The sequence below is a fragment of the Sphingobacterium sp. PCS056 genome (genome assembly GCF_023273895.1).
Lineage (GTDB): Bacteria > Bacteroidota > Bacteroidia > Sphingobacteriales > Sphingobacteriaceae > Sphingobacterium.
Window position 1 is genome coordinate 2,878,060 of record NZ_CP096883.1, and the last position, 23,608, is coordinate 2,901,667.

A 23,608-nucleotide genomic window follows, 5' to 3' on the forward strand; every position below is an offset into this window, starting at 1 on the left:
AAGATGTAGGTCATTTTGCGTAAGCCATCTGGACCATGATCATAGCCTAATTATGTATATTAGAAGTTTAATAATATTAGATACCCGGTATTTAATTGCGGTTTTTTTTTGAAAATTATAAATAAATAAACTACATATAAACAATTAATAAATACATGGACATCGCAATTTATATCATACTTTCTCTGATTGTTGGTATTGCAATTGGCCGTTATCTTTTAGCTCTTATGTTTACTAAACAAACACAAGAAGCTCAAGAAAAGGTGAAAAGCATTATAAAAGAAGCCGATCAAGAAGCAGAACATCTGAAAAAGAAAAAACTATTAGAAGCAAAAGAAAAGTTTCTACAGTTGAAATCAGAGCATGAAAAAGAGGTCAGCCAACGCAATAATACCATCAGTCAAAAGGAAAATACCTTACGTCAGAAAGAACAATCAGTCAACCAGAAGCTTGAAAACTTAAACCGTGAAAAGCAAGAATTAGACGCTACACGCAAGCAACTTGAAAAGCTTGTTGAAGTCAATGAAAGTAAGTCTGAAGAAGTCGAGCAGATCAAATTACAACATATCAAGCAATTAGAAGGTATTGCTGGGGTGACCGCTGAAGAAGCTAAAAACCAATTGGTAGATTCACTACGCGAAGAAGCTCGCTCTCAAGCGATTAGTCAAATTAAAGATATCGTTGACGAAGCTAAATTGACAGCAACTAAAGAAGCAAAGAAAGTCGTTATCCAGACCATACAACGTACGGCAACTGAATCTGCGATTGAAAACACCGTTTCGATTTTTAATATTGAAAATGATGAAATCAAAGGACGTATTATCGGACGTGAAGGACGTAATATCCGTGCTTTAGAAGCAGCAACCGGTGTTGAGATCATTGTAGACGATACACCTGAAGCCATTATTTTATCTGGTTTTGATCCAGTACGTCGTGAAATCGCACGTTTAGCTTTACATCGTTTGGTCACAGATGGACGTATCCACCCGGCACGTATCGAAGAGGTCGTCGCAAAAACACGTACGCAGATTGAAGACGAAATTGTGGAAATTGGTGAACGTACAGCTATTGACTTAGGTATTCACGGTTTACATCCGGAATTGATCCGTATGGTAGGCCGTATGCGTTACCGTTCTTCTTATGGACAGAATCTATTGCAACACTCACGTGAGGTCGCAAATTTTGCCGCAACAATGGCTGCAGAATTGGGCTTAAATGTGAAACACGCAAAACGAGCTGGTCTTTTACACGATATTGGTAAAGTGCCTGACGATAATCCTGAATTGCCACACGCGATTTTAGGGATGCAGTTGGCCGAAAAATACAAGGAGCATCCTGATGTGTGCAACGCAATCGGTGCCCACCATGATGAAGTCGAGATGACTGCTATGATTTCACCAATTGTTCAAGCTTGTGATGCGATCTCTGGAGCGCGTCCAGGAGCACGCCGTGAAGTGGTAGAGAGTTATATCAAACGTCTTAAAGAATTAGAAGATCTAGCATTATCATATCCAGGAGTTGAAAAAACTTTTGCGATACAAGCAGGGCGTGAACTACGCGTTATTGTTGAAAGTGAGAAGATATCAGATGCGCAAGCAGAGATTTTAGCCGCTGATATTTCAAACCGGATTCAGACCGAGATGACCTATCCAGGTCAAATCAAAGTAACTGTTATCCGTGAAATCCGTTCGGTCGCATACGCGAAATAACGCGAATGTCAACATATCAAGTACAAAAGCCTCAACATCGTTGAGGCTTTTGCTTTTAATAGCGCTTTAGGTCTATATTTCAATTTTTATTTTTAGTATTTTTGCTGTATTATTTGGCAAAAACTGTAATCTCGATTAAATGAAGAAAAAACAAGCTCCCGTACCAGAAGTCAAAAGGCCCGTTGATCAATATTTTGATCATTTAGATGCTAATTTTCAAGATCCTACCAATAGGATGATTCAAATTATATTTTTACCGCTATTTTTTTTCGGCTTGATGGGGATGATCTGGATGATTCCATTTCCACAATTTGATTTTTTAGTCAAACTGGGCTGGCACACCTTTTTGAATTGGGGATCTTTCTTTATTGCAATTGTTATTTACTACTATTTAAAGCTTTCTCCGACCTTATCGTATGCCGTATTGCTCTGCATTGGTATCATGAGTTATTTTATTGTACAGCTCGAATATATAGAGCGTGATGGAGGTCCAGGTGTATTGTTGGTTTCTACGATAATCACTTTAATTTCACTACTTGTATTATGGGTAGGGAAGTCCAAGGAAAAAAATACGATTTCGTTCAAACAGTTTTGGTTGTTTCTGACGGTAGGGCCTATTTGGTTATGGCACTTTGCTTTTCAGAGGATCAAACTTAAATATTAAAAGTTTTTGAGCGATCTTAAAAGCCTTGTTGTTTCAGTACAACAAGGCTTTTTTTATGCATGATATGGCACATGGAATTGATGCTTCTATCATCTATTTTCCGCAACTCTTGCTCACTTATAGGGCATACGAGCACGAGTTATATTTTAGTTGATGTGCTTATTAATTTAAGTTTCTTTCCGTCGCACGATACAAAAATGAGGTGAAGTTGGATTCCTTTTTAGCTTTAGGAAGTCCCTTGTTGATAAAGTGCGATCGCGATTTCAAAAAGTTGATCACACTGTTGGGAAGAAGCGATCCATTACGGCCAGCAAGCGATCACTTGTTATACATCTTGGGTTACTTATTTCGAAAAGGGATTCCCTTGTTGTAAAACTCGGATCAATCCTATCCCGAGATCGACAGCAAATTCAGGATTCGTAATCCGAAATTTTAAAATAGCATTCCCTTATTGGAAAATAGGGTTCGGTTTTTTAGAAGTTCCGATCACTATTTCATAAACTTGGATCCAAGTTTATAAAACTTTGTTCCCTTTTTAGATATTCGCGTGTTAAGTTTATAAATCTTCATGCACTATTTTATAAAAAGGTGCAGCAAGTTGTTAAGGATGGGATGCCCAAAACGAAAAAGTAATCCAAGAAAGGGGGAGCTTAGCCTTGAAAATGGCCTCTATAAGCCTTTAAGCATGTTTCTTTATTCAGATATCTGATCATAAAGGCAGTTTCATGATTACGTTTTTTTAATTGTTATGCTAACTTTTAGCTGTCTTAAACGATGGTGATCTTGTTATCTAAAGTTTGATGAAGATCAGTGACTATGCTATTTTATAGGGTAATAGCTGAACAAAAACTTTTCTGCTACTTGTGGTTAATAATCCCGTAAATCTAAAATATTTAAACAAAGCGTGAAGTTAATTTGTTTAATAAAGTGGAAGTTTTATGATAGAATAATCAAAAAATAAGTCATTTTTGTAGAAAGAGGATGATTTATGAAAATAACGTTGCTGTGCATTGGGAAAACAGATGAAAAATATTTGATTGAAGGTATTGAAAAATATTTGAAGCGATTAAAGTTTTATATTACCTTTAACTTGGTCGTTATTCCTGATATCAAGAATAGCAAAAATTTGACCCAAGAGCAGCAGAAAGAGAAAGAAGCACAGCTTTTGCAAAAGTATATCACTTCTCATGATACGGTGGTCTTACTGGATGAGTTTGGAAAGGAATATCGTTCTTTGGAATTTGCATCCTATCTGGAAAAGCACATGGTTCAGAGCACGCAGCATCTTATTTTTATCATAGGTGGACCTTATGGTTTCGATGATCAGATCTATCAGCGTGCAAATCAGAAAATATCATTGTCAAAAATGACCTTTTCACATCAGATGATCCGTTTGTTTTTTGTTGAGCAGACGTATCGCGCATTTTCAATATTAAAAGGTGAGCCATATCATCATGAATAATTATGGAAATTATTTAATTTGAGCATCTACTAAAGAAAGGAGTTAATATGTTACCAAGTAAAAGAGATTATAACTTTAAAAGCGATGATAGTAATTCCCGTATCACCAAAATTATTATTATTGTCGGCATTATCCTCGTATTGCTATTGGCTTATTTTACATAGCATATCGGGGAGTACCATGTTTATAGAAAAGTTCTAGATGTATATTTAGAACTTTTTTTATTTGATGGTTATCCCATATTTGGTGACCAATTAAATAAGCGTACCATATACTCAAATCAGCTCTATCCATAATCATAAATTGGGTTAGAGACTTAATGATCGATACTCAGAATAAAGGCAGTTGAATGGCTTAAATCACCAAGGTGATCCTGATCAAAACGAATCTGGCGTACCGTAATTCTTTAGCATAGAGCAGATGGATCATACACTGTTTCTAGGGTAAAAAGAAGATGCCCTAATAGCAACTATAACCTGAATATATAGTCGAAAAATATGTGTTGAAATTAAAATTGTACCAACAACTATCCTTCTTTTTCTTCCTAAATCCTATAGCCCATTTTCTAGTTTTTGTGGTTGTCTTTTTAGTTGCGCTAGGAGCGGGGATCATGAAAACGCCATGACTGCCGAAAGCTGGCTCAAGTTGGGGCAGATCTATACCAGCTCCATACCAGATTCGGACACTGTATTACCGAAAGCCGTCTATACACCGCTTCTGCACCGCCTATTTCCCGTCCCTGACCCGGGAAATGGACGGTGCAGGGACTGTGCAATTGCGGAGCAGGGACAAGAAAGTTTAAAACAAGGTACGAACAAGGTTAAAACAAAGTACGAATCAGATCCAAATAACTTGACATTTTTGCTGTCCATTTTGAAGCAAAATAGAGCTTTCAAATGGGCCAAGAGTGTACCGTTAGTGTACGGGTTATTCACGGGTAGTGTACCAATACGGTACCAAGAGTGTACGGGAAAGCTACTAAGAAGGTACCAAAGAGCTACTAAAAGCTACTCAGGTCAGTAGCTTGGCTGAAGGTCAAGAGGGGAGTCTCGGCAAGCACAGCAGTACGGTTGTTCAGGTATAGATCAAGCATGCGTAGTGCATATGCTAAGTAATGATAAAGCATAGATAGTGCGTAAAACGGTACCCATTGATACACTATCTATGCACTATCAACGCTTTATCTATGCTTCATTTATACTTGATCTTTACCTTAAAGGTGCTTCATTTGAAATAAGAAGTTTTAAGCTGTTAAGTTTTATTTATCATACATGAGGGTGTTTTTGTGATGATCATCTCGTAAATCGCTTAAAATGCTTGTGAGATAAAAAGATGGGGGATATTGATGATGTCTAAATCAGTGGACTGTGCACAGGTATGAAATTTAAGATATCCTTTCTGCAGCTCAGGAATAAGGCGAAATTGACCGATTGGGGTGAGAAAATTTAAGCGGTGGATCAGATTTGAAAAGCAGTATTGTTTGTGCAACTAAATTGGCTGAATGGTCAAGTTGAAGGGAGTTGTTATTTTTGGTATTCTAAAAGGCGTATTACCAAATGTGTTAATATATTTTCTGATAAAGAAAATCTGCTCCATGTCAGGATTTTACAAAATACAGCGACGTTACTCTTTAAGTATTTACTTGTGAAATTTGTCGGTGTATAATTGATTTCTATAAAAAAATAGGCGATACTGGGAGTATCGCCATAAAATCACACTAACTATTAAAAAACCTATAGAACTAGGAATTTGCAAATTTGATTATACCAAAACGTCATGCTTTCACATGATGAGTAATCTTAAAAAAAAATAAACGTATTCGGTTTCTTTTACAAAAGATGTTTCTCTTGTTGGTCAACGTAAATTTAATGAATTTTTTTAAAAATGCAAATTTATTTTTTATCTCTATAAAAAACATTCCAGGCGACCTGATCGGTTTTAAAAGTTAGGCTCATTTCTTGTAAATCATCGATTTTTACCCAACGGAAAGATTGTGCTTTACCGTCTTCATATTCCTGTCCTTCAAAATCAAATTCTTGGCTTGTCGTTCGGATCGCGATGGGGCTGGTATTCTTAATTAAATAGTAAATGGATATAATTTGACTTTCATTGAAACTTGATTTTTCGTAAAAATCGGTCGTATAAATATGTGATATGACTTCAATATCAAAGTTACACTCTTCTTGATACTCTCTTTTTAAAGCATCAAGTAATCCTTCTCCATATTCTAAACCTCCTCCGGGAAATTTGGTAAAAGATACGTTTTCAGTTTTCTCATCGCTGATGAGCACTTCATTATTATCATTGATCAAAATTCCGTACACTCTTACATTAAAAGGAAACATGCGTTATTGTTTTATTTTTTTGATAAATCTTTCAGGTAAATATTTCTAAACTCGACAGGTTGGCCTTCACTTTGCAATGCGATAAAGCCTTGCTTCAGCTTTTTGCCGTCTATTTTTATTCTAGGGTCGTATCGGTTTGCCACTCCACCGCCGATGGTCGGTTCGCTATATTGAAGTACGGTATCGCCATTGATGATATGGGTAATCAACGAATCACCAAGGACAATTAATTCAGCCTTCACCCATTGATCTCCATCATATGTTTTAGATGATGAATCGAGGCAATGTGATTCCAGTTTTTTGCCTTGATACACAATATCTGTCCCTGGGGAACACATATTGCCCGTTGGCCTTGGCTGACCGTCACTTAGCCCTCCTAGAAATTGCATTTCAACCGATATTGGCCAATCCTGCTCTTTGGGCATAGTCTTTGGATCTTGTGAATGAAACATCAGACCACTATTGCGCAAGGTGTAAGAGGGTGCTCCTTTTTGCAGATCGCCGTAAAACCTATATTCCAATTTGACATGATAATGGGAGTAGGGGGTATCGTAATAAAGATGACCATACTGCTCATTGAAATCGCCATAACCATCATAATTGACTTGGATGACCTTGTCTTTTACACGAAAAGTATGGGCAAAGTTTTCTCCGACCTCATGATGATGGATTTTGACTGTCCAGTTATCCAGATTTTTGCCATTAAATAAACTGATCCACTCCTTCTTTTGCTGTTTTGCGGGACTTGACTGTGTCGTACATGCAGCAGTGAACATGCAGAGGCCAATGGGTAATATATGTTTTAGTTTCATTGTTATAAAGGCATAAAACCATTTTCTACGGTATGTTCATCGATCCCCATATAAGAGTAATGTCTCGGTAAAAACCAAGATATAGACGACATAATCTGTTTAAAATCTTGTTCGGTTTGAAACATATCGGGCGTAATATTGAACACTAAATCTTGGCTTACCAAATTTTCATCTTCATAATTTCTAGCAATCAGCATCACCTTAGGATCTTTTATCCCCATGTTGACTAAGTATTCCCTGAGGTTATGACGTAAGTCCTGGGGAAGAATGGTATCCGATGGTTGACCGACTAAGATTTTTTCATCTTTATCAATATGTGGCTTTTCCGTTTTTTGGGAGAATATCGACTCATCGGTATAAAATTCTTCATTTAAGAAATAATTGACAAGGTCGCCATAGGAGAAGATCCAATCGGGCTGTTCTTGATGCGTATTGATGGCAAGTCCCATTCCTTTTTTCAACAGGAAGCTTTTCAATTTATGTTTGATCACAAATGCTTGGAAATTTTGATCTTTAGGTGCATTTTCCAATTGGAAGTATGGATAGCCATCGGGACCAATAATCAATTCTGATGGGGCCAATTGGAAGGTTGCTTCATCAATGTTCGCTAAGAAGTCCGCCACCCATTTTTCATCACGCTCTTGAAAAGGAACTTCTAGTAAAGAGTTAATGTTAATCGTCTTTGACAAGTTTCCCAATAGATTTTCGTTGGAATCCTCACTGTCGTTAAATAAATGTATCGTGCTCATATAAAATTTGAATCCTTGTAATGGTGAGTAAAAATAGTCAATTTATTAGGAATGGGGTACACGGAATGCTTAACAATTTGAATTTCTTATTTTTTTCGTCTATTTCCCTTTTTCAGTTCACTGGTTGAAATCATTTGATCCCAGCTTAATACGTACGGATGTTGGTCGTCGATTTTGATTTGTTTATGCAATAGCAATTGAAGTTGAATCCATTTATGATTATCCTCGGCATCACAAAAGGTGTAAGCTTTACCTGAAAACCCATTTCGGCCAGTTCGCCCGATGCGATGTAGGTATAGGGCCTCTTGGTCTGGGACTTCATAATTGATCACCATGGGGAGATTTTCAATATCGACCCCGCGAGCCAGCAGGTCGGTTGCCACCAAGACCTGAATGTCCTTGGCTTTGAAGGCATTCAATACGTGGGTTCTATTTTTTTGTGACTTATCGCCATATAGTGCTTCTGCCAGGATACCGTCTTTTCTTAACTCTTGAACAATGCGCTCTACGCCATGAGTAGTGCGGCTGAAAATCAACATCTGCTCCTGCGGATTTAAGTCAATTAAATATTTGATCAACTTTTTTTTATTGCTTTTATCCACATAAAATACCCGTTCTTCGATAGCTGTATTTTTGATTTCTTTTTTGATCTCAATTTTAAGCGGATTTTTGAGTGTTTTATTTGCGATGCGTAAAATATCGTTTGGAAGCGTGGCTGAGAAAAAGAGGTTTTGTCTTTCGCTTGGTAATGCTTGCAGAATTTGATTGACTTCTTTCATAAAACCGAGTTCCAGCATTTGATCAAATTCATCAATAACAAGGGTCTTGACCGAATAAAAGGAAATGATGCCTTGAGCGAATAGATCCAACAGGCGACCGGGTGTAGCTATGATCAGGGTTGGATGCTGTGATAGCGCTTCGATCTGCTGATCATAAGCTTGACCGCCACAGATGGAGACGGTGGAGATGTGGTTTCCTTGTGTGAGTGCTGTTATTCTTGCTTGTGTCTGTAGGGCCAGTTCGCGTGTAGGGTTTAAAATTAAGGTTTGATCTTGAAGCGATGCTTCCTGTGTGTGGTACCGATGTAAGATCGGTATGGCAAAGGCTTCGGTTTTCCCTGTGCCGGTGGGGGCGATACTGATAAGATCTTGTCGGCGTAATATCTGTGGAATAGCAAGCTCCTGAATGGGGGTCAGATCGGTAAAACCCGACTGCGTTAAAATAGATAAAAGATGGGAGTGAATGTGAAGATCTTGAAATTTCAATTTTTTATGCGTTGATTTTATCAAAGATATGATTTCGAGATTAAATTATTAAAAATCTTTAGAAGAGTAACTACAAGCGAATTGTAAGTGCTAATTCGTTAATACAAATATTTATATGGTATAAATAGATATCTTCAATTTTTTATTAAAGTTAATAATGATTATTTTAGAATATTATTTTTATTAAATTTGTTGGAAACTGAAAATATAATATGTTGGAAACCACATTAGACCAAGGCAGTGATTTAAGTTCGAAACTAAGTTTTGATGACTTTAGAAAGATCATTGTTGAAGATTATAGGGTTGCAGTAGAGAGCAGATATGTTAGTCTATTGGGGCGTAAGGAAGTCTTAACCGGGAAAGCAAAATTTGGCATTTTTGGAGATGGCAAAGAGCTGGCACAGATTGCCGTTTCTAAAGTCTTTCAAAAAGGGGATTGGCGCTCGGGGTATTATCGAGATCAGACACTCGCTTTTGCAAGTGGGATGACCACTATCTACCAGTTTTTCTCTCAATTGTATGCACATCCAGATGTCGAGAAAGATCCTTCTTCTGCTGGCCGTCAGATGAATTGCCATTTTTCAGTTCGTGTGATCGATGAAGATGGTAATTGGCTGGATCAAACGCAGCAAAAAAATACCTTTTCGGATATTTCAACGACTGGTGGTCAAATGGCGCGTATCCTAGGGCTTGGGCTGGCTTCAAAATTATATCGAGAAAATCCGAATCTATCTTATTTGAAGTATTTTTCAAATGGAGGAAATGAAGTGGTTTTTTGTTCTATCGGAAATGCGTCCACTTCTGAAGGTGTATTCTTCGAAGTGGTCAATGCAGTAGGAGTAAAACAAATACCTGTCGTGATCTCCGTATGGGATGATGGATATGGGATTTCAGTTCCTAATGAGGTACAAACGACCAAAGGTGATATATCTGAAATATTAAAAGGATTTCAAAAAGAAAATGGATCTAATGGTTTTGAAATATTTAAGGTAAAGGGCTGGGACTATCCTGGACTTTGCCAAACCTATGAACGTGCTGCAAAATATGCGCGTGAAAATCATACGCCTTGTATCGTACACGTGATCGAATTGACCCAGCCGCAAGGTCATTCTTCTTCAGGCTCGCATGAGCGCTATAAATCAAAAGAACGTCTGGATTGGGAATTGGAAAACGATTGTATTGTAAAAATGCAAAAGTGGTTGATCGATTCGGATATTGCCACGGCAGAACAATTGAAAGCGATCGAAGAAGAGGCAAAGGAATTTGTTCGCAAGGAGCAGCGCCGTGCCTGGTCGGATTACAATAAGGCCTTGGCCGTAGATGCTTCTCAGGCGATCGCATTATTGAGTCAAATCGATGATGAAGCGGTCGAATTGCCGCTCAAGCAATTGCAGTCTCTAACCGAACCTTCGCTAAAAGAGGTGTACAGCACTGTACGTAAGGTGATTCGTGAATTGAAAGGGAAAGATATTGATGGTAAGGCGACTTTGTTGGCTTGGTATAAGCAACAGCAGCAGGTCAATGAAAAAAGATATAACTCAAAATTGTTTACCACTGGTCATCAGGGACCGGACCACGTTGAAGTGGTCGAACCGTTTTATTCGGACGACGCCAAGATCATCGATGGACGGGAGATCCTGAACATTTGTTTTGAACAGAATTTTCTTCGTGATGAACGATTGATCGCCTTTGGTGAGGATGTGGGTAAAATTGGTGATGTGAACCAAGGTTTTGCCGGGCTACAAGAAAAGTTTGGTGAACATCGGGTATTTGATACCGGAATTAGGGAGAATTCGATTATTGGGAAAGGAATAGGATTGGCTATTAGAGGTCTTAAACCTATTGCTGAGATTCAGTATTTAGATTACCTGCTATACGGCATTACGGTGGCGAGTGATGATCTCGCGAGCTTAAGTTACCGCACGTTTGGTGGTCAAAAAGCACCTGTTATCATTCGTACACGTGGCCATCGTTTGGAAGGTATCTGGCATTCGGGATCACCGATGTCCATGATCTTGGGCACATTGAGAGGTCTGCATATCTGTGTACCACGCAATATGACGCAAGCGGCAGGGATGTACAATACCTTATTTAGATCGGATGAACCTGCATTGGTGATCGAGTGTTTAAATGGATACCGATTAAAAGAACGTTTACCTCATAATATCGGTGATTTTACGGTACCCATCGGCTATGCTGAACGTATTAGAGAGGGCCAGGATATCACCATCGTATCTTATGGGTCTACTTTGCGTGTGGTGGAAGAAGCAGCGATGGAACTGGATCGATTGGGGATAAGTGTGGAAATCATTGACGCACAAACTTTGCAACCTTTTGATCGAGCGCATTTAAGTGCCGAATCTTTAAAAAAGACAAATAAATTATTGGTTGTAGATGAGGATGTACCTGGTGGTGCGTCGGCGTTTATAATGCAACAGATATTGGAAGAACAAAATGGCTATTATTTATTAGATAGCCAACCTCGTACATTAAGTGCCCGAGCACATCGTCCTCCGTATGGTTCTGATGGAGATTATTTTACGAAACCTTCGAGCGATGATATTGTAGAAGTGGTTTTTGAAATGATGAATGAGGGTAATCCAGATAAATATCCCGCACTGTTTTAAACAGCGTGGGATATTTAGTTTTTAGGAGAACTGTGCTGCTGCTCCAATAATAGCAGCTTCTTCTCCTAGAATTGCTGTCTTGATATGGAATGCTTCAATTTCATTTTTCTTGCTTGCCATTAATAGAGGCAAGGCTTTGGCAATATTTCCTCCGATGACAAAATCGGTACAATGATATTTTTTACTGAAAAAATCAAGAAAATCAATCAAATGGGTGCTGTATTCATCACATATGATGTTGAATGCAGGTTTATCTTGATGTTCGGTGATTATTTGTTTTAGACCTGTGACTTCAATATTGGTCAGTTCTTTAAATCTTCTTATAAACCATCTGGTCACCAAGAATTCTTCAAAGATCAAACCCTGATACGGTGTATTCCAAAGATCTGCATCAAATGATTTTTCTCCCTTATTCCAAACGGCTGAACCTAATCCTGTTCCTAGGGTGATCCCCAGTACTCTTTGTTTTGTATGGAGATGTTGAGCAAAAACTTCTCCTTGGAGAAATGCAGCGGCATCGTTGATAAAGTGTATGTTTTGTTCCGGTATTCCGATCAATGTGGATAGAGGTGCTTTGATATTCATTTTGTACAGGTCGTCGTATTTACTCTGTCCTGTCATCATAGAAACGCCATTTTCATAATCAAAAGGTCCTGGCATAGCAATACCAATATGTTTGACATTTGAACCACCTGCTGCCACACAACTGTTGATTGTGTTTGCCCAAGTAAGGAAAATCGATTTAGCATTTTCTTGTGAAAAAACGTGGTTTCTAACCACGTTTTCTGAAATAATTTTCCAATCTAATTTATTCACTATGGCGACGCTGATGTGTGTGCCGCCAATATCCACTCCTAAAATGAATTCACTTTTATCTGACATTTTTGTAACTAGATTGTTTTAATAAATGATCAGCAATAACCAATGCAGCCATTGCTTCAACAATAATAACGGCACGTGAGACGACACAAGGATCATGTCTTCCTTTTCCTTGTACTGTAGCTTCATTACCATTTGAGTCTATGGTTTGTTGATCTCTCATGATGGTCGCAACAGGCTTGAATGCGGTTTTAAACGTGATATCCATTCCATTTGAAATACCACCTTGTATTCCTCCGGAAAAATTAGTGTGCGTTTTAGTCTGATTAATATCGTGCTCGTCGGAAATAAAAAGATCGTTATGTTGTGATCCTAATAATTCTGAACCTGCAAAACCAGACCCATATTCGAATCCGTGGACGGCATTGATGCTCATCATGGCTTTTGCCAGGTCTGCATGTAGTTTATCAAATACAGGTTCACCCAGTCCAACGGGCACATTTCTGATAATCGTCGAGATGCGGCCACCTACTGTATCACCTGATTTACGGACAGCATCGATGTATTCAATCATTTCTTTTGCTGTTGCGGGATCAGCACATCGTGCAATATTAGATTCTCTCAGATCTAACAAGGCGTTTAAGTCTTTTGTATCGAGATTTGGAGATTCAATTTTGCCGACGCCAGACACGTGTGCAAAAATTTCTATTCCATGCTGCTTTAAGAAAGATTTTGCAATGGCACCGGCCGCTACTCGAGCAGCGGTTTCTCTTGCCGAAGAACGTCCTCCACCGCGATAGTCACGATGACCATATTTCATATGGTAGGTGTAATCTGCATGTGAGGGTCTAAAAATATCTTTTATATGTGAGTAATCTTTCGATCGTTGATCTTCATTCGGAATGAGTATGGCAATGGGTGTTCCTGTTGACTTTCCCTCAAATACACCTGAAAGAATTTGAGCGGTATCACTCTCTTTTCTTTGTGTTGTTATTTTGGATTGACCAGGCTTGCGTTTATCCAGTTCTGATTGTATAAACTCCTCATCAATAGCGATATTTGGAGGACAACCATCTAAAATAACACCAATCGCTTTTCCGTGAGATTCCCCAAACGTGCTTATTCTAAATAAATCGCCAAATGAATTTCCTGCCATGATTTAATATAATTTCTATAAATATAGGTAAAACCGCAATAATAGGAGCATTATTGCGGTTTTTTTTGCTAAGTAATGATAAATTTATGCTCAGCTAAATGTTTCCAAAAATCTGGATAAGATTTTTCCACAACATGCGGCTCCTCAATTTGAATGCTTTTGAAAATTAAAGCAAGAGGGGCAAATGCCATTGCCATTCTATGATCTTCATAGGTGGCAAAAGAAACCGCTGTGGGTTCGAAGACTCCATCCGTTTTGATGTGATAGGTTGTTCCGTCTTCTATTAATTTTGCACCGAATTTAGCAATTTCAGTTTTCAGAGCTAAAATACGATCTGTTTCTTTGATTTTTAACGTTTCAAGACCAGTTAAAGAGATGTCGCGTCGTAATGCCGCAGCGACCACCACTACGGTCTGGGCCAAATCTGGACATTCTTTCATATCGAAAAATGTCTTTCCAGAAGGTTCACTTATTTTGGTGAGGTGCAATCCATCTTTTTCAAATGCGGATGCCACACCAAAATGGCTCATGATTTCTACAATAGCGATATCGCCTTGTAGACTATTTTTTTTGAGACCAGGAAGCGTGATCGATCCAGAATTGGACAGAGCTACGATCGCATACCAATAAGATGCGGCACTCCAATCTGGTTCCACATATATCGTTGCCTCTTTTGTTTCTTGATGAGGGATGTGAATGGTATTGTTGATCCATTCGTTTTTAATGCCAACTTCTTTGAGCATATTTAAGGTCATCGTCACATAAGGTCTTGAAGTCAGCTCGCCTTCAATTTCTAGCGTTAGACCTTTTTTCAAAGATGCTGCGATGAGTAGTAAAGCCGATAGGTATTGACTACTGATATTTCCTTTGATCGCAATTTTATCCTTACCTTGAAACATGCCACCTTCTATTTTAAGAGGAGGGAAGCCTGATTTTGCTTCATAGTGGACATCAGCACCAACGGTTTTTAACGCATCTACCAAAATTCCAATGGGTCTTTGCTGCATGCGTTCGGAACCTGTTAGAATAAAATTTCCTTTGATCAAATTGAGGTAAGCCGTCAAGAAACGCATCGCTGTTCCTGCAGGGCCAATATCGATTTTAGTCACACCAGATGTTGCATGAGCAGCGGTTTGAAGCGCCTCTCTTAATGTGACCGTATCAAAAGCCTGCGAAAGATTTTCTATTTGTACTTTCCCTTTTCCCAATGCTTGAATAATAAGGGCACGGTTACTTTCTGATTTTGAACCAGTCAGTTGAACCGTACCATTAATACTTTTGGATGGGTGAGTAAGTGTAATCACCTGTTGACTCATTATGCCTCCGCAGTAGGTTGAGTATTCATAATTGCATTTTGCTTACGAATCGATTCGTTGTGTAGTAATTCTAAGAACTTTACTGCAAAATCATTGCTCAACGTTAATGCCTCAGCAAGCTGGGTACGTTTTTGAACGATTTCATCCCAACGGTTTACTTGTAGGATCGTGACACTATTATCACGTTTATATTCACCGATTTTTTCAGCGATTTTCATACGTTCACCAATTTTTTGAATGATGAGATCATCTAATTTATCAATATTGGTACGCAACTCTGCAAGTTTATCTTCAAAAGCTGGATTGTCTGAATCTGCTTTACGTAAGTTTAAATGATCGATCAAATCAGCAAGAGCAGCTGGTGTTACTTGTTGTTTGGCATCAGTCCAAGCTACTGAAGGATCGATATGCGATTCAATAATCAAACCTTGTAAGTCCATATCCATTGCTTTTTGAGAAATGTATGGCAACAGTTCACGGTTACCACAGATGTGACTTGGGTCATTGATAATAGGTAAATCTGGGCATAAAGATTTTAACTGGATGGCAAGATCCCACATCGGTTCATTACGGAAAGCCGATTTTTCGTAAGATGAGAAGCCTCTGTGAATAGCACCTAATCTTTTGATTCCCGCACGGTTGATACGCTCTAAAGCACCAAACCATAATGATAAATCAGGGTTGACTGGGTTTTTAACAAATACAGGGATATCAACTCCAACTAATGCATCAGCGATTTCTTGAACTGTAAAAGGATTTGCCGTAGAACGTGCACCGATCCATAATACATCTACACCAGCAGCTAAAGCTTCTTCTACGTGCTTGGCAGTCGCTACTTCTGTTGCTGTCAATAGACCAGTTTCAGCTTTTGCTCTTTTCAACCATTCTAAACCAATAGAACCAATACCTTCAAATTCTCCTGGACGAGTACGTGGTTTCCATATACCTGCACGTAAAATGTTTACTTTACCGGTATTTGCTAATAAATGTGCTGTTGATACTAATTGATCTTCTGTTTCAGCACTACAAGGGCCTGCGATAATTAATGGCTTGTCTCCTGTATCTAACCAAGATTTTAAAGGGACGATATCTAATGTGTTTTTCATTGCTATGTAATTTTATTTTTGAGTGGTTATGAAACGATCATAATCATTTATTCCTTCCTTTTCGAGAGCTTTTGATGATGATGGTTTCAGCGCTATTTTGAGTTTTACTTTTTTAATTTATTTACGATTTAGATGCGGTCATTTTTGACATATTCGCCCATAATATTAAAATTGATACTATGTTTTAATACTTTACGGATAGCGGCATCATAATCTGACTGTTTTTTCCATTCGACATCAACGAAAAAATCATATTCGTTTCTTTTCCCGATGACAGGCATGGACTGAATCTTGCTCAGATTAATATTTTGATCAGCAAAGCATTGTAGAATAGAGGCTAAAGACCCTACTGAATTGCCCGTCTGAAAAGATAATGATGCTTTATTGGCATTGGCCTGCTCCTCTACATCATTGGATAATACCAAAAATCGGGTACTATTCTTTTTGTTGGTTTCAATCTTGGCTTCTAATATATTGAGGCCATATGTTTTTGCGGCAAGAGTACCTGCAATAGCAGCTGTATCGGTCAATTTTTGATTGGCTACTTTGGCTGCCGAAGCGGCAGTATCCGAACTTTCTGAAATTTTTACATCTGGCAATTCTTGTAAGAACTCTTCGCATTGACGAATAGCCATTTGATGTGACTCGATAAATTTGATATCAGCAAGTTTAACGCCGGGTAGGGCTAATAAATTTTGATGAATACTCAAAGCAATTTCACCCACAATATTGAATTTATAATCTCTTAACAGATTATAATTGGGCAATATGCTTCCTGCAATTGAATTTTCAATGGCCATGACAACATAATCAACTTTTTTCTGCTTTAATAATTCGCAGGTCTTTTTGAAAGTATCGCATTCTATCGTTTCGATGTCTTCACCAAAATACTTCAGTGATGCTTCCTCATGAAAGGAAGCTTTTACTCCCTGTATTGCAATTTTTAAACCCATTGTCTGTTTTATATGTTCTTAGAAAAAGCAAAAGTTCCGATTGTTGACCGGAACTTTTGCTTTTTAATATCTTGTGATGATTACAAATTCGTTCCAGCTCTTATTGTCTAAAATAAAAGTAATTAAAAAAATATGTAGTCGTCATTTTCATTATTTGTTCGTTTCGATGTTTCAAATATACGCATGTTTTTTAATAATACAAGAGAAAAAATAAATATTTTTAATCTATTTATTTTATTCAATTTTTGATATAAAAATAGGCTTCATTTTAATCGAATTTTAGGTTAACTTTTTAATCATTTATTTTGTCAAATAATGTGTTTAAATATATTTAAATACATTATTGATGGTTTTTTAACCTTTATTTTACCTTCAAAAAACATTATTTTTACCATTTTTATATGGCATTTTTTATTAATTTTTTAGTTGTTTTTACCATTAAAAATGGTCTATTTTTAAGGTTATTATATCTGTTTTAAGTCAAAAATTGTTATCATAATTCGTATTTTTGTCTACTATATATCGCAATTTATACAACAATGTTTAAGCTCATAATCGCTCATTTCCTAATTTTTATCTTTTCATACAGCTTCGTAATCGGAAGCGTTAAGGATGATCCCCGCTATTTTAAAGTAAAAAGAGTCATCGATGGCGACACTTTTGTCATTGTCGATCGGCAGCATCAGGATGTAAAAGTTCGTTTAATTGGTGTAGATGCTCCTGAAACACGTAAAACGAGAAAAAAGCCCGTAGGCTACTATGGTCAAGAGTCAAAAGCATACCTCAAAAAACTGATTGATCAAAAAACTGTCCAATTGGTATTTGACGTGGGTAAAAAGGATCAATACGGCAGATGGCTTTCTTATGTGTATGTCAATCGCACATTTGTCAATGCTGATCTGGTGAAAAAAGGTTATGCGGTGACGTATACGGTGCCGCCTAATGTGAAATATGCGGAATATTTCGTAAAATTGGAACAAAAGGCCCGAATACAGGAAATGGGACTTTGGAAATATAAGAATTTATGATTTTTGTCCTTTTAAGTGTTCTGTGTAGTGTTGCTGTTGCCGTACTGCTCAAGTATGCAAAACTCCAGCAGATCAGTACAAAGCAAATGATTGTCTGGAACTATCCGGTAGCAGCAATACTGACGTATTTTGTGTTGCAACCCAGGCTCGCAGATATTCACGTCGAGCAGACGCCTTGGCAGTTGTATATTCCTCTAGCGATTTTATTGCCGACTCTTTTTATTTTTATAGCACTGACTATTCAGTATACAGGATTGGTCAAGGCAGAGATCGCACAGCGGCTGTCTTTGTTTATTCCTTTAATGGCTTCTTTTATTCTTTTTTCTGAAGTGATTTCGTGGAATAAAGGAATCGGTATTTTAGTCGGTTTAGCCGCCATTGTCTGTTCCATTGGCTGGCAAAAGGGGAATGTAAAGCAAAGGAATAAAGTGGGAAGTATAGCCTATCCTTTACTTGTTTTTGTTGGGATGGGTGTTATCGATATTCTTTTTAAACAGATCGCGCTCCATCAATCTGTACCTTATATTACGGCGATGTTTATGGTGTTTCTAATCGCGATGTTTGTCGCCTTTTTATTCATGATTTATTTTTTGGCAGTTGAAAAGCAAGCATTTTCTGTTAAATCTTTGGTTTTGGGAATTGTACTGGGTTTTTTCAACTTTGGGAATATTTTATTTTATATGAAAGCACACCGCGCAATTCCAGAAAATCCTTCTATTGTATTTACAGGTATGAATATTGGCGTGATTTCAGTAGGAGCGGTAGTCGGTGTTTTATTATTTAAAGAAAAGCTAAGTGTGATCAATAAAATTGGTTTGGCACTGGCTATTATATCGGTTTTAATTATAACATATTTGTGAGTTTATTTGAAGATACATATCGTACTATTGAAAAAAGTGCAGAGGGAATATTTCGGGATAAGGGAAGTAAATTTATTGCTTATGCATATCCTTTCACCCATGAAGAGCAGCTCAAGGAAATTATTGTGGAGTTGAAAGCGCTGCATCCTAAGGCGCGCCACCATTGCTGGGCATACCGGATGAGCCCGGATCGTACGGTCTTTCGATTGAATGATGATGGTGAACCTTCGGGGACAGCAGGCAGGCCTATTTTAAATGTGCTGCTCTCACAGGATGTAACCAATATTATTGTGGTGGTCGTCCGTTATTTTGGAGGAACACTCTTGGGGGTACCTGGTTTGATCAATGCTTATAAAACAGCGACACAAGAGGTCTTGTCCGTGGCCGAAATTGTAGAGAAAACAGTCAACGATATTTATAAGATTGAGTTCGATTATTTAGCGATGAATGATGTGATGCGTGTGGTCAAAGAAGAAAATATCGATATCAGTAAACAAGTTTTTGATAATACCTGTTATATGGAGGTGGAAGTGCGAAAAATGCAGGTCAATTCGGTCGTTTCACGTTTTGATAAAATTGAAAATTGTAAACTCTCTTATTTGCGAACGATATGATAAATGATTCAGAATTAATATTGAACAAAGATGGTAGTATCTACCACCTCAATCTGATGCCGGAAGACATTGCCGATACGATTATTACAGTCGGCGATCCCGATCGTGTGACGAAAGTATCTCAGTATTTTGACCGTATCGAATTGCAAAAAGGGAAGCGGGAGTTTATCACCCATACCGGATATATTGGTCATAAACGTATTTCTGTGATCTCGACAGGGATAGGGACCGATAATATTGACATTGTCTTTAATGAGCTCGATGCCTTGGTCAATATAGATTTTGTTTCTAAAGGATTGAAATCAAAATTAACCAGTCTAAATATTATTCGGATCGGAACTTCTGGTGCCGTTCAGTCGGATATTGAGATGGGAACAATTTTGGCATCTTCGTTTGGGGTAGGTTTTGACGCGCTTATGCAATATTATATCAAACCTTATTCGGCTGCGGAGAAAAAACTGGAAAAGGCCGTATGGGATGCTTTTCCTAATTTATACCTCAAACCTTATGTTGCAGAGGCCAGCGCATCTTTATTAGCGCAGTATGCGCATGATTTACCTCAAGGTGTGACGATGACCGCTCCGGGATTTTATGCGCCTCAGGGGCGGAATGTACGTTCGGAAAATACCTTTCCCAATTTAATTCAATTGGCAAATACATTCCAATCTGAAGATTTACGGATTACAAATTTAGAAATGGAGACCGCGGGAATCTATGCGTTGTCGCGTATGTTTGGACATCATGCCTTATCCATTAATGCCATTTTAGCGAGCCGAGTGGCGGGACATTTTAGTACTGAACCCGAAAAAGTAGTCGATCGCGCCATAAAATTGGTCTTGGAACGCTTTTAATCCAATAGAAAAGGAGTGGTTTTAAACGACTCCTTTTCTATTGGAATCAAATTTTAGCATAATGAAGAGCAAGATGGTGAAACTCCATAAGGACGATCCTCCATAGCTAATGAACGGTAAAGGAATACCAATAACAGGTACTATCCCGATGGTCATGCCGATATTGATAAAGAAGTGGAAAAAGAGGATGGAAGCCACACCATATGCATAAATACGGGCAAAGGCCGAACGCTGTCGTTCTGCAATATGTATGATGCGGAGCAACAATGTCAGATAAATGCCGATCAGAAATAAGGAGCCTACAAATCCCCATTCCTCGCCCACCGTACAGAAAATAAAATCAGTACTCTGCTCGGGAACGAAGTTATATTTGGTCTGTGTACCTTGCAGATATCCTTTTCCCCAAAGCTGACCGGAACCAATTGCTATCTTAGATTGATTTAAATTGTAACCCTGTCCTCTTGGATCATCCATTTTTCCCAGGATGATATCGATACGATTTCTTTGATGTGACTGTAAAACATGATTATAGACTAGATCCACGGATAATATAAATACCGCAGACGCAGCAAAAATAATCCCGATATTGATTAAGTTTTTCCGCTTTTTTCTAAATGTCCACATAAAGAATGCTGCCAGTACAGCGAGTATACCAATTAAGATCCAGGCATTGACCAAAAGCGCCATGACAAACAAAACAATACACAGGCCTCCGAAAATAAGCAAACTGTTATTGACATATCCTTCGCGATAGAATACAAAGATAAGGGAAAAGAAGGCGAGGGCAGAACCTGTATCGGGCTGGAGCATAACCAGGAATACCGGAAATAATACAATACCAGCACCAATGGCTAACGTATGCATATTTGGATTTTTATTGCTCTGAGAACTCAAATAATTGGCCAGCAATAGACAGGTCGCCAGTTTTCCAAATTCGGAGGGTTGAAGCCTGAAACTCCCGATAGGGATCCATGCTTGATTTCCTCCAACATTTCTACCGATGACCAGTACGGCAATTAGGAGTAAAACAACTACTGCATAGATAACTGGAGATGCAGAACTGAAAAACTTGGCATCTATAATTAATATAGTAATGCCAATGATCAATGCAGAAGCAATATACATGGATTGCTTACCATAGTTGGTGGCCATATTAAACAAGCCCGGATTTTCTGGATCATATACTGCTGCATGAATATTGAACCAACCGATCAAACATAAAGCCAACCAGAGCGAAATGGTTAACCAGTCTATTTTTCCGAAAAAACTGTTTTTTTGGTTATTCATGACTTCTATTTACGGCACTATGATGAACGATTGTCTCCCTTGTTGTTACTGCAGCAATGCGGTTGACGCTTTTTGTGGTATCTTTTTTGGATTTAGTTGAATCCGTTGTTTTTTTTATTTCCGCTTTTTTAGGATCTGCCTTTGGAGCAGGCATAAAATTAGCATTGTAAATACGGTCTTGTATATGTTTCGGCATCGTAATGGTGTCCTTGATGTATTTTTCAACCATCATACTGGCGATGGGGCCTGCCCATACACCACCATAGCCTGCATTTTCAACAAATACCGCAATGGCTATTTTAGGATTATCGCGTGGAGCGAAAGCGAAAAATACAGCGTGATCTTTACCATGTGGGTTTTGTGCTGTCCCTGTCTTTCCGCACATTTCAAGACCTGCAATTCGATTGGCAAAAGCAGTTCCCTCGCCCATGTTGACAGCTCGGCTCAATCCTTCGATTACCGGCGTATAATATTTAGCATCGACGCCTGCTGATATTTTTTCAGTAAACTCTTTTTTCACGATCTTTCTATCCCCGATAGCTTTGATGAGATGCGGACGATAATAAAACCCTCTGTTGGCTACAATAGCCATGATATTGGCCATTTGAAGAGGAGTGACACCCATTTCACCTTGGCCGATCGATAGGGAGATGTTAAAAGATGAACGCCACTTGTCATTTCCGTAGCTTTTAGTGAAATGATCAGATTTATATAATAAACCACCTTTTTCACCAGGTAAATCAATACCTAAGCGATGACCGATACCAAATTTGGAAATGGCTTCATACCAAAGATCGTAAGCCTTTGGCCCTGATAGACCTCTGGAATCAATCATTTTGGCATAGGTATAGCCATAATAAGTATTACAAGATACTTGTATAGACCTGATCAAAGAAGTCGCTCCGTGGTAATGGGTACAGCGCATAAAACCTCTTCCGCCGCCATAGCTATAACCGTGAGGGCAAAAGAACGTGGTGTTTTCATCAATCACGCCAGCCTGTTGAGCCGTTAGGGCTGCAACGACCTTAAATACGGACCCAGGAGGGTAGGATGCCTGAATAGGACGATTAAATAAAGGATTACTCTCGTTATTTAATAATTTCATTAAATTGTTGCCTGTTTCACGGCCGACCATATCATTCGGGTTGTAACTTGGACTGCTGATATAGGCAAGGACTTCACCCGTTGAAGGCTCAATGGCCACAATGGATCCTAACTTATTTTTCATCAGTTTCTCTCCCAAGATCTGCAGTTCCTTGTCCAATGAAGAAACCAATCCTTCTCCCGAAACAGCTAAGGTATCGTACCGACCCTCCATAAATACGCCTTTGGGTCTATTGAGCGCATCGACCATCAGATTTTTGACGCCTCTTTTTCCTCTTAATAGGTCTTCATACGAGCGCTCGACACCACTTCTTCCTATATAGTCTCCAGGACGGTAGAAACCGTTTGATTTTTCAATATCTTTTTCGTTTACTTCATTGACATAACCCAAAAACTGGGCAGCAATACTATCCGGATAACTACGGACGGTTCTATTTTGCACATAAAATCCTCTAAAGCGGTAGAGGTATTCTTGCAAATGTGCATAGGTCCGGGAAGATAATTGTTTTTCAAATATAGAAGCACGATAAGGCGAATGGGCTCGTGCTTTATCCATGCGTTTAATAAAACCTTCCTTATCAATTTCGATGAGTTGACATAATAATGCCGTATCTATATCTTTTGCTTCTCTCGGCGTAACCATGAGGTCATATACGGGTTCATTTTGCACCAGAACTTGTCCGGTACGATCTAGAATAACTCCGCGAGCCGGATAGACAACAACCTTACGCATAACATTGCTATTGGCCGAATGAATGTAAGAATCGTCAATGATCTGGAGATAAAATAGTCGAGCGATTATTAATAATGCAATACTAATAATAATGCCTTGAATGACAAATTTACGTGCGAAAAAACTGTTCATAGACTCTTTATCCTTT

General features: G+C 38.4%; 20 protein-coding genes. 9 read left to right on the forward strand and 11 right to left on the reverse strand.

Going from position 1 to position 23,608, the window contains the following annotated elements; genetic code table 11:
- Positions 1-155: 155 nt before the first annotated feature.
- The 4 genes from rny (at position 156) to MUB18_RS11885 (ending at position 4,858) form a co-directional block, all read left to right on the forward strand.
- Positions 156-1,709, forward strand: coding sequence for a ribonuclease Y (gene rny / locus MUB18_RS11870; protein WP_045754146.1), 1,554 nt, complete (start codon positions 156-158; stop codon positions 1,707-1,709).
- Between the two features lie 139 nt (positions 1,710-1,848).
- Complete coding sequence (locus MUB18_RS11875; protein WP_248753233.1) at positions 1,849-2,373, forward strand: hypothetical protein; 525 nt, start codon at positions 1,849-1,851, stop codon at positions 2,371-2,373.
- A gap of 988 nt (positions 2,374-3,361) precedes the next feature.
- Positions 3,362-3,835 (forward strand): 23S rRNA (pseudouridine(1915)-N(3))-methyltransferase RlmH, encoded by a 474-nt coding sequence (gene rlmH, locus MUB18_RS11880; protein WP_045754144.1) that lies wholly within the window; start codon positions 3,362-3,364, stop codon positions 3,833-3,835.
- A 621-nt stretch (positions 3,836-4,456) separates the two neighbouring features.
- Positions 4,457-4,858 (forward strand): hypothetical protein, encoded by a 402-nt coding sequence (locus MUB18_RS11885; RefSeq protein WP_248753234.1) that lies wholly within the window; start codon positions 4,457-4,459, stop codon positions 4,856-4,858.
- An 869-nt stretch (positions 4,859-5,727) separates the two neighbouring features.
- Here MUB18_RS11885 and MUB18_RS11890 read toward each other — a convergent pair.
- The 4 genes from MUB18_RS11890 to MUB18_RS11905 all read right to left on the reverse strand — a co-directional run bounded on the left by MUB18_RS11890 (position 5,728) and on the right by MUB18_RS11905 (position 9,006).
- Positions 5,728-6,180 carry an NUDIX domain-containing protein gene (locus MUB18_RS11890; protein WP_108158941.1) on the reverse strand — a complete coding sequence of 151 codons (453 nt, stop codon included), beginning with the start codon at positions 6,178-6,180 and terminating at the stop codon, positions 5,728-5,730.
- A gap of 11 nt (positions 6,181-6,191) precedes the next feature.
- Positions 6,192-6,992: a DUF1080 domain-containing protein gene (locus tag MUB18_RS11895; protein ID WP_084405338.1), complete on the reverse strand. Its 801-nt coding sequence runs from the start codon at positions 6,990-6,992 to the stop codon at positions 6,192-6,194.
- Between the two features lie 2 nt (positions 6,993-6,994).
- Positions 6,995-7,741 (reverse strand): hypothetical protein, encoded by a 747-nt coding sequence (locus tag MUB18_RS11900; protein WP_248753235.1) that lies wholly within the window; start codon positions 7,739-7,741, stop codon positions 6,995-6,997.
- 86 nt (positions 7,742-7,827) lie between these two features.
- Positions 7,828-9,006 carry a DEAD/DEAH box helicase gene (locus tag MUB18_RS11905; protein WP_248753236.1) on the reverse strand — a complete coding sequence of 393 codons (1,179 nt, stop codon included), beginning with the start codon at positions 9,004-9,006 and terminating at the stop codon, positions 7,828-7,830.
- Positions 9,007-9,218: 212 nt separating this feature from the next.
- On the opposite strand from MUB18_RS11905, the gene MUB18_RS11910 reads away from it, so the two are divergent.
- Positions 9,219-11,633, forward strand: coding sequence for a thiamine pyrophosphate-dependent enzyme (locus MUB18_RS11910; RefSeq protein ID WP_045753816.1), 2,415 nt, complete (start codon positions 9,219-9,221; stop codon positions 11,631-11,633).
- A gap of 21 nt (positions 11,634-11,654) precedes the next feature.
- Here the strand turns inward: MUB18_RS11910 and MUB18_RS11915 are convergent, their stop codons facing one another.
- From MUB18_RS11915 to MUB18_RS11935, 5 genes are all read right to left on the reverse strand, one after another.
- Entirely contained in the window at positions 11,655-12,515 is an 861-nt protein-coding gene (locus MUB18_RS11915; RefSeq protein ID WP_248753237.1) for an ROK family protein, read from the reverse strand.
- Positions 12,505-13,608 carry a chorismate synthase gene (gene aroC / locus MUB18_RS11920; RefSeq protein WP_248753238.1) on the reverse strand — a complete coding sequence of 368 codons (1,104 nt, stop codon included), beginning with the start codon at positions 13,606-13,608 and terminating at the stop codon, positions 12,505-12,507. The genes MUB18_RS11915 and aroC overlap by 11 nt, the downstream gene beginning before the upstream one ends.
- A gap of 68 nt (positions 13,609-13,676) precedes the next feature.
- Positions 13,677-14,924: a 3-phosphoshikimate 1-carboxyvinyltransferase gene (gene aroA, locus MUB18_RS11925; RefSeq protein WP_248753239.1), complete on the reverse strand. Its 1,248-nt coding sequence runs from the start codon at positions 14,922-14,924 to the stop codon at positions 13,677-13,679.
- Positions 14,924-16,030 (reverse strand): chorismate mutase, encoded by a 1,107-nt coding sequence (locus MUB18_RS11930; protein WP_045753820.1) that lies wholly within the window; start codon positions 16,028-16,030, stop codon positions 14,924-14,926. The genes aroA and MUB18_RS11930 overlap by 1 nt, the downstream gene beginning before the upstream one ends.
- Positions 16,031-16,158: 128 nt before the next feature.
- Entirely contained in the window at positions 16,159-16,983 is an 825-nt protein-coding gene (locus tag MUB18_RS11935) for a prephenate dehydratase (RefSeq protein WP_045753821.1), read from the reverse strand.
- 539 nt (positions 16,984-17,522) lie between these two features.
- Here MUB18_RS11935 and MUB18_RS11940 point away from each other — a divergent pair.
- The 4 genes from MUB18_RS11940 to MUB18_RS11955 are packed head-to-tail and all read left to right on the forward strand — an operon-like array spanning position 17,523 to position 20,336.
- Positions 17,523-18,011 (forward strand): thermonuclease family protein, encoded by a 489-nt coding sequence (locus tag MUB18_RS11940; RefSeq protein ID WP_248753240.1) that lies wholly within the window; start codon positions 17,523-17,525, stop codon positions 18,009-18,011.
- Entirely contained in the window at positions 18,008-18,871 is an 864-nt protein-coding gene (locus MUB18_RS11945) for an EamA family transporter (protein WP_248753241.1), read from the forward strand. The genes MUB18_RS11940 and MUB18_RS11945 overlap by 4 nt, the downstream gene beginning before the upstream one ends.
- Positions 18,868-19,485 carry an IMPACT family protein gene (locus MUB18_RS11950; RefSeq protein ID WP_045753824.1) on the forward strand — a complete coding sequence of 206 codons (618 nt, stop codon included), beginning with the start codon at positions 18,868-18,870 and terminating at the stop codon, positions 19,483-19,485. Before MUB18_RS11945 ends, MUB18_RS11950 begins: the two co-directional genes overlap by 4 nt.
- Positions 19,482-20,336 (forward strand): nucleoside phosphorylase, encoded by an 855-nt coding sequence (locus MUB18_RS11955; protein ID WP_248753242.1) that lies wholly within the window; start codon positions 19,482-19,484, stop codon positions 20,334-20,336. Before MUB18_RS11950 ends, MUB18_RS11955 begins: the two co-directional genes overlap by 4 nt.
- A gap of 21 nt (positions 20,337-20,357) precedes the next feature.
- Here MUB18_RS11955 and rodA read toward each other — a convergent pair whose 3' ends face one another.
- Together rodA and mrdA are read right to left on the reverse strand one after the other, a co-directional pair.
- Positions 20,358-21,623 (reverse strand): rod shape-determining protein RodA, encoded by a 1,266-nt coding sequence (gene rodA, locus MUB18_RS11960; RefSeq protein WP_248753243.1) that lies wholly within the window; start codon positions 21,621-21,623, stop codon positions 20,358-20,360.
- The gene (gene mrdA, locus MUB18_RS11965; RefSeq protein ID WP_248753244.1) at positions 21,616-23,592 is read right to left on the reverse strand and encodes a penicillin-binding protein 2; all 1,977 of its coding nucleotides are present in this window, start codon (positions 23,590-23,592) and stop codon (positions 21,616-21,618) included. Before mrdA ends, rodA begins: the two co-directional genes overlap by 8 nt.
- Positions 23,593-23,608 lie beyond the last annotated feature (16 nt).